This is a genomic window from Chryseobacterium taichungense (assembly GCF_900109935.1).
GTDB classification, from domain to species: Bacteria; Bacteroidota; Bacteroidia; order Flavobacteriales; family Weeksellaceae; genus Chryseobacterium; species Chryseobacterium taichungense.
In genome coordinates, this window is sequence record NZ_FOBV01000001.1 from 538,015 (window position 1) to 553,407 (window position 15,393).

Below are 15,393 nucleotides of genomic sequence, written 5' to 3' on the forward strand. Positions count from 1 at the left end.
TTTTAGAAAATGCAGGATTTTTTATTCTACCTCAAGCTCGGCTGGGAACATATTATTTCATTAGATGCACTGGATCATCAGCTTTTCGTGTTGGCCCTGATTGCCGTTTACTCGTTTAATGATTTGAAGAAAATCTTAATTCTTGTCACCGCTTTTACCATTGGGCATTCAATTACGCTGGCGTTAAGCACTTTTGATATCGTTAGAATTAATTCTGCCTGGGTAGAGTTTCTCATTCCTCTGACGATTGTTCTGACTTCATTGGATAACATTCTCATGAAGAATAAAAAGCAGACGCTGATGAAAGCCAATTATTATTTAGCTCTCATTTTCGGACTTATCCACGGAATGGGTTTTGCCAATACCGCAAGAGTAATGATTGCCAAAAGCCAGAACATTGCCCTACCTCTTTTAGGCTTTAATATCGGATTGGAACTGGGACAAATTGCCATTGTTTTCGGAATTTTAATCATTCTGTTTATTTTACTTAAAATTTTTAAGGTGAATCAGAAAGACTGGGTACTTTTTGTCTCTTCAGGAGTTTTTGCCTTATCATTAAAAATGACTTTAGAAAGAATTCCATTTTAGGGATGAACATTTCTAAATTTTCAACTACTTATTATTATATTTGAAAATTCTTAAACAAATTTCGGTTATGAAGCTAAAAGTTGCCATACTTTCCCTTTCTGTATTTACATATGCAGGTTTCACCGCACAAAATATTCAGAATAATCCCGGAAGCAACCACGGAAATAAATTCGAACAGCTGGGAACTATTCTTCCCACACTCAATATTTACAGAACAGCTTCAGGAGCTCCTGGCCATGGCTATTGGCAAAACAGAGCCGATTATGATATCACCGCATATCTTGATGAAGATAAAAGAAACCTGAAAGGTTCTGAAACCATAACCTACTACAACAATTCTCCGGATGATCTTGATTACATATGGCTGCAATTAGATGAAAATCAACAGTCAAACGTAAAAAAAGCAGACTTCCCTTATTCTTCTACCCTTCCGAAGGCTTCAAATGATCAGCAGCTGCGTCCTACTGATTTGCCAGCAACTGATAACGGATATGGCGTAAATCTTGAAAAAGTAACGGACGCTTCCGGAAATCCTTTAAAATACACGGTAAACAAAACGATGATGCGTATTGATTTACCCAAAATTTTAAAGAAAGGCGAAAAGCTTGTTTTTAAAGTAGACTGGAATTATAACATTCCTAACAGAATAAAAATGGGCGGCCGCGGAGGTTACGAAAATTTTGCAGAAGACGGAAACGATCTTTACACCATGACCCAATGGTATCCGAGAATGTGTGTATACAGTGATTTCCACGGATGGCAGAACCATCAGTTTACCGGAAGAGGAGAATTTGCACTGGTTTTCGGAAATTTTAAAGTTTCAATGAATGTTCCTGCAGATCATATTGTAGGAGGAACGGGAGAATGTAAAAACTACGATCAGGTTTTAACATCTGAACAATTAGCAAGATATAACAAATCCAAAACAGCAACAGAACCTGTAGAAATTGTTACATTGGATGAAGCGAAAAAAGCGGAAAAGAACCACTCTAAACAAAGAAAGACCTGGAATTTTGAAGCAAATGATGTAAGGGATTTTGCATGGACATCTTCCAGAAAATTCGTTTGGGACGGAATGGGCGTTCTTATTCCTGAAAATAACAATAAAGTAATGGCGATGAGCTATTATCCAAAAGAAGCTTATGGTTTATACCGAAAATATTCGACTAAAGCTGTTGCACATACGATAAAAACGTATTCAGAATTTACGATTCCTTATCCTTATCCAGTGGCACAGTCTGTAGAGGCGGCCAACGGAATGGAATATCCGATGATCTGCTTCAACTACGGAAGAACTGAAAAAGACGGAACCTATTCAGAAGGTATTAAAAACGGAATGCTGGGCGTAGTGATCCATGAAGTAGGACACAACTTTTTCCCGATGATCATCAACTCCGATGAAAGACAATGGACATGGATGGATGAAGGTCTAAACACTTTTGTGGAATACCTTACAGAAGAAAGATGGGACAATAAATTCCCGTCAAAAAGAGGTCCGGCATGGACAATCGTTGATTACATGAAACTTCCGAAAGATCAGCTGGAACCGATCATGACCAACTCTGAAAATATCGTTCAGTTTGGCCCGAATGCCTATTCAAAACCGGCAACAGGCTTGAATATTCTTCGTGAAACCATCATGGGAAGAGAACTTTTCGATAAAGCTTTTAAAACATATGCTAAAAGATGGGCTTTCAAACATCCTGAACCTGCAGACTTCTTCAGAACAATGGAAGATGCGAGCGGTGAAGATCTTGACTGGTTCTGGAGAGGATGGTTTTACGGAACAGATCCTGTCGATATCGCCATCGATAAAGTAACGATCGCAACGCCTGATCTCAACACGCCACCAAGAGAAGCAAAAGAAATCAAATATAAAGTTGACAAACCAGCTGTAAATGAATTTGAAGACATTTCAAAAATCAGAAACAGAGAAGATAAAAATATCACGTTCTACGTAGATAAGGATAAAGAAGCCCAGGATTTTTACTACAGATACGACAGAGGACAGGAGAAAGTTGACAATAATAAAGAGTACACTTCTAAATTTGAAGGAACTGAGCCTTTAACGCAAAAAGAAAAAGATAAATTTAAAAATCTTACGGCATATCAGATTGATTTCGTGAATAAAGGTGGCCTAGTGATGCCGATTATTCTTGAATTCACTTTTGAGGACGGCACAAAACTGACAGACAAGTCTTCCGCACAGATCTGGAGAATGAACGAGCAGAAGGCTTCCAAAACCTATTATTTTGACAAGAAGCTTAAGTCAATCCAGCTGGATCCGATGAGAGAAACGGCAGATATCGACACTTCAAACAATTTCTGGAGCAACGATGGCGGAACTTCCCAGGTATCAAAATTTGAATTATTCAAACAGAAAGAAGGTACAAACACAAGAGGAGCTTCCAACGGAAAGGTAAACCCAATGCAGGCTGCCGGAAAAAAGTAACAGAAAAGTAATGTAACTTTAAGATAAAAGGCACTACTTATTATTAAAAAAATCATGAGAATATATCTGATCCTTTTAATAATGAGCAGTGCCAATTTTTTTGCTCAAAAAACACTAAATCCAGGAAACGTAAAGCTTGAATCCAAATTCATAAAAGATGAAACTTCCAATGCGGTATGGTACGCCGAGAAAGGAGATCAAAAAATAGAAATCGGGAAAGTCACCACCGAAATAAAAAAGATAGACAAAGCAAAACTTCTGATTAAAACAACGGTAGAAATGAATCAGGCGCCGGGGAAACCTTGGGTAGATTCCACATTAGTCAGGGTTTCGGACTTCCAGCCTATCTATCATTCCTCTTATAATTTGATGAGAGATATGGTGTTAAATTTTGAAAAAAATAAAGCCACCGGCTATTATCTTGATAAAAAGTCTCAGAAGAAAGATCAGATTGATGAAAAAATTTCCACTGAATATTTCGACAGCAATTCGTATCCCGGATTAATAAGGTTCTTACCTTTAAAAGAGCACTACTCTATCGAAATCCCGATCTTCGATTATAATCCCTCAGCAAAAAAAGGAGTCATAAAAGCTTATATTGAAGAGGTAAATAGCGGCGAGTTTAATGACAAACAAGTCTGGATCGTAAAAACAACGGATGACATTCAGGACAGAAAAACAGTCATCACTTATTTTATTGATAAGTCAACCAGAGAAGTTTTAAAACAGGAAATTGATGCAGGCGGAAGAAAAATGGTTATAGAATCCGTAAAATAAAACAATATATTCTTAAAAAGTATTCAGTTTCTGGATACTTTTTTTTTAGATTTGCCGCAGATTAAAAACTTTCAAAATCCATGAAAAAACTCATTACATTTTTAGTGTTCATATTTACAATGCAAAATATGATTGCGCAGTCTTTACAATTTTATACAGGGAAAAGAGATTTTATACCTATTGAAATTTTAATGGAAGACGGCAGCACCAAAAAAGGATTTGCGCAGGATTTTATGCTTCCCGATGTTGCCACTTTCAGCATTATGGGAAAAGGTCCGAAATATGCCAACCTTGATAGAAAAGATGTAAAATTCAAAACCTTGAAAAGTGATACCGAAATACAATCGATTCCCGTTTCTGATATCAAAAGCCTTATTTATACCAACGAAGAAACCCAGGAGCATTTTCAGCTCGATAAACGTCTGGTAAAAGACATCAACAACGATCTGGAAATGGAATCAGAAGGAAAAGTTTTAATGCTTCCCTTAATGGAAAAAGGCCCCATTAACCTGTATGGCTACAGAAGTATGATGTGTAAGGCAGACTTTGGTGATAATTTCGCTGTGGGATCTAATGGTGGTGAAGACAACTGCCAACTTACCTATGTTATGATTTACCTCAGCAAACCTGATGAAACGTATGCCGTGGCACCGGTAGATTACAGCTCATTAAGCCCGCTGGCATTACTTAACATGAAAACGCTTTATAAAAAGTTTTACAAAGCCTATGAAATTGTAGGCGCAGATTGTCCCGAATTTCTGAAAAAAGTAGATGAAGCCAGGCAGAATGATTACTTTTCCAATAAAACGTTCAGGGAAAATAAAAAAGCAACAGATGCCGAACGAAAAGCTTTATTGAAAGGAAAAAAAGGAGCCGAAGCATCAAGAATCAATATGAAATACCGAACAGAACTATTCACGAATATCTATAAAAAACTGATCGACGATTACAAAGAATCATGCAAGTAATCAGCGCACACAAGTCACCTCAAAAACGGGGTGACTTTTTTTCTGCCAAATTTTCCGCTCCCTAAAAATAAGTCTGCCAAAATTTTCTTTTGCCTTCGTTGGCATACAATTAGAGAATTAGAAGACAGAAATAATTAAAAAATTAAATATATTATGTCAGTAAACTTTAAACCATTAGCAGACAGAGTTTTGATCGAACCGATCGCTGCAGAAACTAAAACAGCTTCAGGTATTATTATTCCGGACACCGCTAAAGAAAAGCCGCAGGAAGGTACTGTAGTGGCAGTTGGTCCAGGTAAAAAAGATGAGCCTACAACTGTTCAGGTAGGTGACAAAGTTCTTTACGGAAAATATTCAGGTTCTGAATTGAAATTGGAAGGAAAAGATTATTTAATTGTAAAAGAAGGAGATCTTTTAGGAATTATAGGCTAATAGCTGATAGCTTTTGGCTAATGGCTTTCCAGCATTGAAAATAGTATATGAGAGATTTTAAAAGGTTTGAAGTTTGGCAATTAAGCCATCAATTAACTTTAAAAATTTATACTTCAACCAAAAACTTTCCTAAAGAAGAAATTTTTGGATTGACCTCTCAGATCAGAAGATCATTTGCTTCCATCGGATATAACATTTCGGAAGGAAGCGGAAGAAATTCTGATAAAGAATTTGCTAATTTCATCAATATTGCATTAGGATCGTCCAACGAAGCCGAAAACCAATTAATTCTTGCTAAAGATTTGGATTACATTGAGGAAAATGATTATCAAAATCTTTTATCCGAATTAATAACCTTAAAAAAGAAGCTTGTAACCCTTTGGAACAGGCTAAACGGAAATTAAAAATCAAGTTATAAAATTAAACCCGCGAATTGCTAAAGCCAAAAGCAAAAAGCTATTCGCCAAAAGCAAAAAAATATGGCAAAAGAAATAAAATTCGATATTGAATCAAGAGACGCTTTAAAAAGAGGTGTTGATGCATTGGCTAATGCAGTAAAAGTAACTTTAGGTCCAAAAGGAAGAAACGTGGTAATCGAAAAATCTTTCGGTGCACCTCACGTAACGAAGGACGGAGTTTCTGTAGCAAAAGAAATCGAACTTGAAGATAAAGTAGAAAACATGGGTGCTCAGATGGTGAAGGAAGTAGCTTCCAAAACCAATGACATCGCAGGTGACGGTACAACTACCGCTACCGTTTTGGCACAGGCTATCGTAAGAGAAGGTCTTAAAAACGTAGCTGCCGGAGCTAACCCGATGGATCTTAAAAGAGGGATCGACAAAGCGGTAACAGCTGTTGTTGAAAACTTAAAATCTCAGTCTAAAACAGTAGGTGATTCTACAGAAATGGTGAAGCAGGTTGCTTCCGTATCTGCTAACAACGACGAAACGATCGGTGCTTTGATCGCTGAAGCTTTCGGAAAAGTAGGTAAAGAAGGAGTAATCACGGTAGAAGAAGCGAAAGGTATTGATACAACCGTAGACGTTGTTGAAGGGATGCAGTTTGACAGAGGTTACCAGTCACCGTATTTCGTGACAAATCCTGAGAAAATGCTTGCTGAATTGGAGAATCCATACATCCTTTTAGTTGAGAAAAAAATCTCTTCAATGAAAGAATTGCTTCCTGTTCTTGAGCCGATTGCTCAGGGAGGTAAATCTCTATTAATCATCTCTGAAGAAGTAGAAGGTGAAGCTTTAGCTACTTTGGTAGTAAACAAATTAAGAGGTTCTCTTAAAATTGCTGCCGTTAAAGCGCCTGGATTCGGAGACAGAAGAAAAGCAATGTTGGAAGATATCGCAATCCTTACAGGTGGTCAGGTAATTTCTGAAGAGCAAGGTTTCACCATGGAAAACATCTCTTTGGATATGTTGGGAACTGCTGAAAAAGTTTCTATCGATAAGGACAACACAACCATCGTAAACGGTGGTGGTGAAGACAGCAAGATCAAAGGTAGAGTAAACCAGATCAAAGCGCAGATGGAAACCACAACTTCTGATTACGACAGAGAAAAACTTCAGGAAAGATTAGCTAAGTTAGCAGGTGGTGTTGCCGTTCTTTACGTAGGTGCTGCTTCTGAAGTGGAAATGAAAGAGAAAAAAGACAGAGTAGATGATGCCCTTCACGCGACAAGAGCTGCTGTTGAAGAAGGTATCGTAGCTGGTGGTGGTGTTGCTTTGGTAAGAGCGATTACTGCTTTAGAAAACCTTACAGGGATCAATTCTGACGAAAGCACCGGGATCAAAATCGTAAAAAGAGCGATCGAAGAACCATTGAGACAAATCGTTGCCAACGCAGGCGGTGAAGGTTCTGTAATCGTTGCGAAAGTAGCAGAAGGACAAGGTGACTTCGGGTACAACGCAAAAACTGACGAGTATGTAAACATGCTTGAAGCAGGGATCATCGACCCTACGAAAGTAACAAGAGTTGCCCTTGAAAACGCAGCTTCCGTATCCGGAATGTTATTAACCACAGAATGTGTGATCACTGAAGTGAAAAAAGACGAACCGGCTATGCCAATGGGCGGAGGAATGCCAGGAATGATGTAACGGTCAGCGACCGAGGCAAATATATATAAAAACCGTTCTGATTTTCAGAGCGGTTTTTGTTTTGTATTTTTAATTATATTTGAGACAAAACTAATAATCATATGGTAGAGAAAATTGACAAGATCACTCAATAAAGTGTTTTATTGACAGCATACTCAAAGATATTTGGATTATGACACAGCGACAACAAAACCTGCAGAAAGAATCATAAAATTATCTTTAACAAATGAGAAACACCGAACCGATAACAGGGTATTGCCAAAGCAGTGTTGAAGGAATTCTATTAAACTTTTTTACTATATTTGGGCCCTGGTATTTATATGAAGTTCGGCGCTAAAAATCCCCGCCTTCGGCAATCCCCTGTATGTTAGCAGATATTTTAAAATCAAGAAAAACTATATATTTAACACATGAAATTAACTTATTACAAGAACTTAGATGGGGTTAGAGCAATTGCCGCATTGATGGTTATGGTATTTCATTTCTTTCAAAGTATTGAGATTAATACCCCCACTTTATCACGATTATCAAAAATATCTATATTTGGACAGACAGGAGTTACACTTTTTTTTGTTTTATCAGGTTTTCTTATAACCAGAATTTTGATTTTCACGAAAAGCAATACAGACTACTTTAAGAACTTCTATTTGAGAAGAACTCTGAGAATATTCCCATTGTATTACTTGTTTCTGCTAATTTTCTATTATGCTTATCCCTTTATTTTTAAATCTGAATTTATTCCAATAGGACAACAAATCTTTTACTATACATATCTTCAGAACTTTGCCATTACTTTTAATTGGGCTACTGATGGTCCAGGACATTTTTGGTCTTTAGCTGTTGAAGAACAGTTTTATTTGTTTTGGCCATTAGTTGTTTATCTCTTTAGTAACAAGAATCTGTATAGAATTATTGTAGGAATTATTGCAGGTTCCTTTATCTTGAGAATAATAATGTTAATGCACAATTATGAAGTATTTTATTTTACATTTACTCGATTTGACTCTCTTGCCATAGGCGCTTTATTGTCATTATTAGAAATTCGTCAGATTTTTAATAAGAGAAATGCAAACAAATTCTTGTTACTTACTGTAGGAATTTTAGCACCTACACTTGTGTTGTGGACATTTGTAACGGGTGAAGCAAACAATATAATTCAGGCTATTAAATATGTATTGCTGTCATTTACATATTTTGCTTTGATTGGATACGTTCTTTCAATTAATGCAGGAAACTTTGTTAATACAATTTTAGAGTCTAAGTTTTTCGCTTATACAGGAAAAATTAGCTATGGATTATATGTGTATCATCCTTTTGCATATATGCTCTCAAAGAGATTTATGTATACAGAAAACTGGATCCTAAATATGATAATTGGATTTGCGTTAACTTATATATTAGCCGCTTTGAGTTATCATCTGTATGAATCCAATTTCCTTAAATTGAAAAAGTACTTTGAGTATTCAGGAAAAAAAGAAATGATTCAAAAAAAAACAACCACTAACATTGTGTAGCAGCGTGTCGCTGAGACAATTTAATATACTAACCGCTCTATCTTTATAGGCGGTTTTTTTATATAGAAAAACCAATGAACTTTCTACTTGAAATTTTATCTGTAATTGTACACATTATATATGAGCGCAATACGTAAATTTGAATATTATCTGCAATCCGATGAACTAATGATATACAAAATTTAATAAAGAATTGAATGACAAAAAAAATAGCAGTTTTGATAATAACCTGGTTCGTTTTTGCTTTTGCTGACTACTTTTATCTCCCCTATTTTGTTCAACCATTTTCTTGGCTTTTAGTGTGTATAATTTTGCTAATTTTAACAGTAAGACAGGTCATAAAATTAATCAAAGAAAAGAAAAACATAAAGACAAACAGAATAATAAATCTTTCAGTAACATTGAGTTTATTTGTTCTAACATTTTACAATTTCAACAAAATCCCAAACTCAATTATTGAAAAAATTGACTGGAGTATTTCTTACAATAAGCGCAATCAAATAGTAAAAGATGTTTTAACAGAAAAATTGAAACCAAATACAAAAATGAATAATAGTATTTGTAAACTTTCATTTGACTTCCCCATTACTTCAAATGGCGGAAATGATATTTGGATTTATCAAAATAAAACAGAAGGCACAAAAACTATCAAATTTTGGATTTCTCGTGGCTTTTTCGAATCTCCACAAACTTATTTTATATTCACAAATGATAATGAGACACAAAAGCAATACGAAGAACTAATAAAAGTAAAACCTGAATATAATTGGAAATTAGAAAAAAATTGGTACCGTATAATGGAACGAGATTAATTTTTTTAATAAAAATTATCGCACTCGATAGAGATGCTAAACTATACGTTATTAGATGACTTCGGGTACAACGTAAAAACTGACGAGTATGTAAATATGCCTGAAGCAGGAATCATCGACCCTACAAAAGTAACAAGAGTTGCCCTTGAAAACGCAGCTTCCGTATCCGGAATGTTATTAACCACTGAATGTGTCATCACTGAAGTGAAAAAAGACGAACCGGCAATGCCAATGGGCGGAGGAATGCCAGGAATGATGTAATGCGGTCAGCAACCGAGGCAATTTATATAATAACCGTTCTGATTTTCAGAGCGGTTTTTTATTTTGTATTATTGCTTTACATAAGGAAATAGTATCTTTACATAATATATCACTGCTTATAAGCGACAATCTTTATTCAAAATACCAATCGATAAATGAGACAAACACTTTTAATATTAACTTTTATACTGACAAGTTTTATGAGTTTCGGACAAACTCAACATCTAGAACCAGCTAAAGACTTTAAACAGTATGAGGGAGATCTGAAAGAGTATTATGACAATGTATTTCCATTGCTGTATAAAGATTATTCTGATAAACCAATTGCCCGGTACACTTCAATGCCTTCCTTTTCTAACGAATATTCATTTTCCATAGAGAAAATAGAAGGCAAAAACTTCGTTGTTAGCAACAGAATGTCTGAAAATTTTTGGTATGCAAAAAAACGAAAGAAAGTCAAAGTAATTACAAGCAAAACAGAACTGACTAATGACTTATACCTCAAAATAGTTGACTTATTTAAACTTTTAGAAGAACAGACAAAGAAACCAGAAAAAAATATAACGGGATTTGACGGAGTGACTTATTATTTTGCAACGACTGACAAAAATGGACAAATAAAAATCGGTGAGACTTGGTCACCGGACGACAATTCTCTGCTCGACAGACTTGTTAAAATTTGTGATAATGTTTATTCATTGGGAAATAGAAATAACGTATCACAAACCGACATTTTAAGAGACATTGAAAATTTATTAAACGATTTGAAAAAATAATATATACATAATCTCATCTCGCGGATTTACAAACCGTTCTGATTTTCAGAGCGGTTTTTATTTTGTATTATTTTTTTAATTATATTTGAGAAAAACTAAAACAATGAAAGCAAATCAATTAAATCTTTTTATATCTTAAGTTTCAAAACTTACATTTCATTTTAGAATATTTTGTAATAAACTGTAATTTATTAGTAATTACAGTGAAGGATTGCAAAGCTAGAATAATTTAGATATTACTTAAATAATTACAAAATAATTTACAAAGCTGTTTCTAACTTATCACTAATAATCTTGACTGCATAAATATTAATTGTAAATTTGACTAATAAATGAGTAATTGATGAGTAAAATAAAAATAAAAAATTTTGGACCAATTAAAGATGGTTATCAAGAAAACAATGGTTGGTTTGATATAAAAAAAGTTACAGTATTTATAGGAAATCAAGGTTCGGGTAAAAGTACTGTAGCGAAGTTAATTTCAACTTTCACATGGATCGAGAAAGCTTTATATAAACAGCTTGTAAATAAAGGTGAAGTTACACGAAAATCAAAGTTTGAAAATTATTACTGTGAATATCAAAATCTAAAAAATTACTTTAACCATAATACTGAAATAGAATTCGAAGGTAAAGCGTACAAATTTCATTATAAAAATGGCAGGCTAAATATTGATGAAGTTAAGGGACTTAAATACTTAGTTCCTAAAATTATGTATGTTCCTGCTGAAAGAAATTTTGTAAGTGCAGTTTCACAACCTGAAAAATTAAAATATTTACCTAAAACACTCTATACATTTCTAGAAGAATTTGAACGTTCAAAAAATGAACTAGTTGATTCTTTACACTTACCAATAAATAATTTAAGTTTTTCATATGACAGCAAAAAAAGGGTTTCTAAAATTATTGGTGAAGGATATGACTTACCTCTTTATGAAGCTTCTAGTGGGCTTCAATCTTCAATTCCACTTTTTCTAGTATCTAAAAACCTAGCTGAGGGAATTGATAGAATAAGTGATAATTCGATAAGTAAAGTTAGTTTGGAAGAAATGCAAACTTTAAGAACACGACTTCTTTCTTTACTTCGAAATGAAAAACTAACAGAAGAGCTTAGAAATCAAGCAATCGAAGTATTATCATCAGTTACAAAAAATGATTGCTTTATTAATGTCGTAGAAGAACCCGAACAAAATCTTTTCCCATCTTCACAAAGAAGTATATTAAATAGTTTGTTAAAGTTTAATTCTATAAATGTAGGCAATATGCTAATAATGACAACCCATAGTCCTTATCTAATAAATTACTTGACATTGGCTGTGGAAGCAGATAAATTAAAACTCCGAGTTAATGATAAAGAATTAAGATCGGAATTAAACAAAATTGTCCCTTTAGATTCAACTTTAAATGGAGACGATCTGGTTGTTTATCAATTAGATGAAAAGGAAGGAAAGATCATGAAACTTAAATCTTATAAGGGTCTTCCATCAGATGAAAATTATTTAAATATTGGTTTAGCTGAATCAAATGATGAATTTTCGAAACTATTAGATATTGAAGACTTATGCCAGTAGATTTTTTTATTACTCCTTGTACAAATCCGGTTTGTAATTGCACAGCATATCCACATCATTGCTTAGAAAATATTCCTCAAACATCGTTTGGTATTACGGATGAAGATGGTGGCAATAGTACACCAGCCAAGATTGATACTACCGCTCCAACAATTTGGGATTTGACAGTTACAAATAATTCAGGTACTGATGTAAAATTTAAAGCAATAGATTGGTGTGTTCCAATTTATAGGACTGGAACATATAATTTGAATGATGAATCAAGAACTTCAACTCAATTTTCATCAAATAATATTGGCACTGAATTAATAAAAAGATGTGAAGGTTTTCTTCAATTTGACTCTAAAATAATTTTTATCGAAATAAAAAAACGTCCAAAAAATGCGCGTGAATGGATTAAGGATGCAAGAGAAAAATTTGAAGAAACAATATTAAGCTTTAAGGAACATCATCCACATTTAATATCTCAAATTGAGAAACCTATTTTAGCGAACACATTACATGTTGGCGTTGCTAGTAGTGAAATGGTACAAAAAAAAATACTGAAGGATAAAATAGGTATTGAATTTATTAGAAAAAACAATTTAACTATATAAATAAGCATCTTAATTAACTTTATATTGATTTACAATACGGTCAACTTTCTACAAAAATAAAACATAATAGATCATTATTTAAATTAATAAAAATAAACCACTAATTCTATATAGTGGAGTCGTTTTACTATTTTTAATAAGTCAAGAGGATATATGCTAACTATCATTCTGATTTCTGATCCATTTCAAAATCAAACAATTCTTGCGGATGAACTTCTAAACCTTTTGCCAATTCCTGTATGGTAGAAATTCTTACATCAACTTCACCCTTTTCAATTTTACTGATATTACTATGGTCGACATCACATTTTTGAGCTAACTGCCGATAGCTCAATCCCAATTTCTTTCTACATTCTTCAACTTTTTTTCCAAAAGCTATTCGAAATTCAATTTTATCCATTGTAATGATCGTTGTAGCAGCAATTTGGAAAGTTTATAATAAAAGTTTGTAGGTTAATTAACCCACAAATCGAAAAAATTATTTTATATTTGCAATAAATTACTTATCAAAGAAAAACACAATCTATCATATTACCTTGGTTTGTACAGGCAGGAAGTTCAGGTGTTATCAGGACTTCCTCCTCTACAGCCGACAAAAACTAAAAAAAAATAACCATGATGAACGCAAGAAAAATTAAAATCCACACCAGATACCAGAAAAGCAATCACCGGATGATCACCGTCCCGGAAATCCGGCTTCAAGGAAAATGGCTTGATGCGCTGGGTTTCGGAAAAGGAAAAACCGTACACATCCAACAAAAGAAAAACAAGCTAACGATTACTGTCGCAAAATAGCATAACCATAAAACAGTGTTTGGTTTCCCGCAAATTGCGTAAGACGATCCAATATTGCAGATTTGTAATCCGTGATTTTTAAAAACCATTACGTTAGTCGGCACAATCAGTCTGATGATTTCTTCAACCGCTCAGAACCGGCATCCAGATATTCAGTTGAGGCAAACAACCACTGCTTCAGGACGATCAAGAGTTCCGTTAAAGCAATCAACCATTCCGAAGAGCCAATCAACTCCTCCGAAGAGCCGATCAACCAGTCCGAAGAGCCAATCAACCGCTTAGAAGAGCCGATCAACCACCCAGAAGAGGCAATCAAGTACAATTTGTTATATAACAGCTCTTTACAGCCCTTTTGAAAATACCGTGAAGATTTACCGTCTCCTCAGGCGTGAACCTCTCACTGGTATCAACAAATAAAAATGCCTACTTAACGGCTACCACATCAGACTAATTAATTTTCAACATTCAGGCGTTTCAAAATAACCGATCGCAAATGTTCTTCATGGGTATCACCCCAATTTCCCAACATCGCAATGACGGGAACCAACGTCTTTCCGAAATCAGTTAAGCTGTACTCTACTTTCGGTGGGACTACGGGATAGATTTTTTTGGTAATCAGCTCATGATCTTCCAGTTCCTTCAGCTGAATATTCAGTACCCGTCTCGTGGCATCCGGGATTTTTCGCTGCAATTCGCTGGGCCGTTGATGTCCCTGATGAATAAACCACAGCAAACGGATTTTCCATTTGCCGTATAGCACTTCGCCAATCAGATCCAAACCGCAGTTCAGGTTGGGTAAAATTTTCCTTTCATACATAAAGCAAATGTAAACCTATGTTCCAAATTGTGCAATAGGGGAAAAATTGTTCCCTATCCGAATCGTAACTCCGTACTTGTGAGGGGCGTACATAAGTCTCAACTTTGCCTTAAACAATGTACATACAATGGAACAACAATTTAATTTCAACAATGAACTATCAGGCAAAATCGCCTTGGTAACAGGAGGAACAAAGGGAGCTGGAAAAGCAATTGCAGAAAGGCTTTTGCAAGCGGGCGCAACGGTCATCATTACCGCAAGAAACACACCGGAAAAAGAAAATAGCAGCCTGCGTTTTATTGCTGCGGATTTAAGTAAAGCAGAAGGTGCACAAAAAGTAATCCGTGAAGTGCTGTCGACCTATGGAAGACTGGACATCCTTGTCAACAATCTCGGATCTTCAGAAACACCTGCAGGAGGTTTTGCGGCATTAACGGATGAAAACTGGGAATCGACACTTCAAGCCAATCTGCTTGCTCCCGTTCGCCTGGACAGAGGGTTTTTACCCCAAATGATCGAGCAGAAAAGCGGTGTTATTATTCATATCGCTTCTATCCAGGGCAAACTTCCGCTCTATGATTCTACCCTTCCTTATGCCGCTGCCAAAGCAGGATTAATCAATTACAGTAAAAGTTTATCTAATGAAGTGACGCCAAAAGGTGTTCGTGTGCTAACCGTTTCACCAGGATGGATCAATACAACAGCATCCGTAGCCTGGTTGGGCGAAATCGCAAGAAATGCAAACAGTACTGTAGAAGAAGCTCAGCAGAGTGTCATGGATGCATTGGGCGGAATTCCTTACGGCAGACCCGCCGAACCGGAAGAAGTAGCGGAATTCGTCGGATTTCTTGTTTCGTCGAGAGCCAATTATTTAACAGGAACAAATTTTGTAATCGACGGCGGAACCGTGCCAACCATTTAATCATCTTA

17 protein-coding genes and 1 pseudogene are annotated in these 15,393 nt (G+C 35.2%); 15 read left to right on the forward strand and 3 right to left on the reverse strand.

Going from position 1 to position 15,393, the window contains the following annotated elements; translation table 11 throughout:
- Positions 1-9 precede the first annotated feature (9 nt).
- The 13 genes and pseudogenes from BMW64_RS02480 (at position 10) to BMW64_RS02540 (ending at position 12,851) form a co-directional block, all read left to right on the forward strand.
- Positions 10-588 (forward strand): HupE/UreJ family protein, encoded by a 579-nt coding sequence (locus tag BMW64_RS02480; protein ID WP_089998256.1) that lies wholly within the window; start codon positions 10-12, stop codon positions 586-588.
- Positions 589-655: 67 nt separating this feature from the next.
- Positions 656-3,040, forward strand: coding sequence for a M1 family metallopeptidase (locus BMW64_RS02485; RefSeq protein WP_089998257.1), 2,385 nt, complete (start codon positions 656-658; stop codon positions 3,038-3,040).
- A 54-nt stretch (positions 3,041-3,094) separates the two neighbouring features.
- Complete coding sequence (locus BMW64_RS02490) at positions 3,095-3,817, forward strand: DUF3108 domain-containing protein (RefSeq protein ID WP_089998258.1); 723 nt, start codon at positions 3,095-3,097, stop codon at positions 3,815-3,817.
- Positions 3,818-3,897: 80 nt separating this feature from the next.
- On the forward strand, positions 3,898-4,785 hold the full coding sequence (locus tag BMW64_RS02495; protein ID WP_089998259.1) for a hypothetical protein: 888 nt from the start codon (positions 3,898-3,900) through the stop codon (positions 4,783-4,785).
- Positions 4,786-4,938: 153 nt separating this feature from the next.
- The gene (locus tag BMW64_RS02500; RefSeq protein WP_040997294.1) at positions 4,939-5,217 is read left to right on the forward strand and encodes a co-chaperone GroES; all 279 of its coding nucleotides are present in this window, start codon (positions 4,939-4,941) and stop codon (positions 5,215-5,217) included.
- 47 nt (positions 5,218-5,264) lie between these two features.
- Entirely contained in the window at positions 5,265-5,621 is a 357-nt protein-coding gene (locus BMW64_RS02505; protein ID WP_089998260.1) for a four helix bundle protein, read from the forward strand.
- A 75-nt stretch (positions 5,622-5,696) separates the two neighbouring features.
- Positions 5,697-7,322, forward strand: coding sequence for a chaperonin GroEL (groL, locus tag BMW64_RS02510; protein ID WP_089998261.1), 1,626 nt, complete (start codon positions 5,697-5,699; stop codon positions 7,320-7,322).
- Positions 7,323-7,732: 410 nt separating this feature from the next.
- Positions 7,733-8,836 carry an acyltransferase family protein gene (locus BMW64_RS02515; protein ID WP_089998262.1) on the forward strand — a complete coding sequence of 368 codons (1,104 nt, stop codon included), beginning with the start codon at positions 7,733-7,735 and terminating at the stop codon, positions 8,834-8,836.
- 197 nt (positions 8,837-9,033) lie between these two features.
- A complete protein-coding gene (locus BMW64_RS02520) occupies positions 9,034-9,648 on the forward strand; it encodes a hypothetical protein (RefSeq protein ID WP_089998263.1) in 615 nt (204 codons plus the stop codon).
- A gap of 57 nt (positions 9,649-9,705) precedes the next feature.
- A pseudogene (gene groEL, locus BMW64_RS02525) lies at positions 9,706-9,909 on the forward strand (chaperonin GroEL); the annotation flags it as partial.
- Positions 9,910-10,064: 155 nt separating this feature from the next.
- Positions 10,065-10,685: a hypothetical protein gene (locus BMW64_RS02530; protein WP_143052627.1), complete on the forward strand. Its 621-nt coding sequence runs from the start codon at positions 10,065-10,067 to the stop codon at positions 10,683-10,685.
- Between the two features lie 343 nt (positions 10,686-11,028).
- Positions 11,029-12,255 carry an AAA family ATPase gene (locus tag BMW64_RS02535; RefSeq protein WP_089998265.1) on the forward strand — a complete coding sequence of 409 codons (1,227 nt, stop codon included), beginning with the start codon at positions 11,029-11,031 and terminating at the stop codon, positions 12,253-12,255.
- Positions 12,246-12,851 carry a hypothetical protein gene (locus BMW64_RS02540; protein WP_089998266.1) on the forward strand — a complete coding sequence of 202 codons (606 nt, stop codon included), beginning with the start codon at positions 12,246-12,248 and terminating at the stop codon, positions 12,849-12,851. Before BMW64_RS02535 ends, BMW64_RS02540 begins: the two co-directional genes overlap by 10 nt.
- 163 nt (positions 12,852-13,014) lie before the next feature.
- Here BMW64_RS02540 and BMW64_RS02545 read toward each other — a convergent pair whose 3' ends face one another.
- Positions 13,015-13,251 (reverse strand): helix-turn-helix domain-containing protein, encoded by a 237-nt coding sequence (locus tag BMW64_RS02545; RefSeq protein ID WP_089998267.1) that lies wholly within the window; start codon positions 13,249-13,251, stop codon positions 13,015-13,017.
- A gap of 215 nt (positions 13,252-13,466) precedes the next feature.
- On the opposite strand from BMW64_RS02545, the gene BMW64_RS02550 reads away from it, so the two are divergent.
- Positions 13,467-13,646 carry a SymE family type I addiction module toxin gene (locus BMW64_RS02550; protein ID WP_042719990.1) on the forward strand — a complete coding sequence of 60 codons (180 nt, stop codon included), beginning with the start codon at positions 13,467-13,469 and terminating at the stop codon, positions 13,644-13,646.
- 106 nt (positions 13,647-13,752) lie between these two features.
- Here BMW64_RS02550 and BMW64_RS20395 read toward each other — a convergent pair whose 3' ends face one another.
- Positions 13,753-13,962, reverse strand: a complete 210-nt coding sequence (locus tag BMW64_RS20395; RefSeq protein WP_143052628.1) for a hypothetical protein — start codon at positions 13,960-13,962, stop codon at positions 13,753-13,755.
- 135 nt (positions 13,963-14,097) lie between these two features.
- On the reverse strand, positions 14,098-14,463 hold the full coding sequence (locus BMW64_RS02560; RefSeq protein ID WP_089998269.1) for a winged helix-turn-helix transcriptional regulator: 366 nt from the start codon (positions 14,461-14,463) through the stop codon (positions 14,098-14,100).
- 127 nt (positions 14,464-14,590) lie between these two features.
- Between BMW64_RS02560 and BMW64_RS02565 the strand changes: the two genes are divergently transcribed.
- Complete coding sequence (locus tag BMW64_RS02565) at positions 14,591-15,385, forward strand: SDR family oxidoreductase (RefSeq protein WP_089998270.1); 795 nt, start codon at positions 14,591-14,593, stop codon at positions 15,383-15,385.
- The last annotated feature ends 8 nt before the right edge of the window (positions 15,386-15,393 follow it).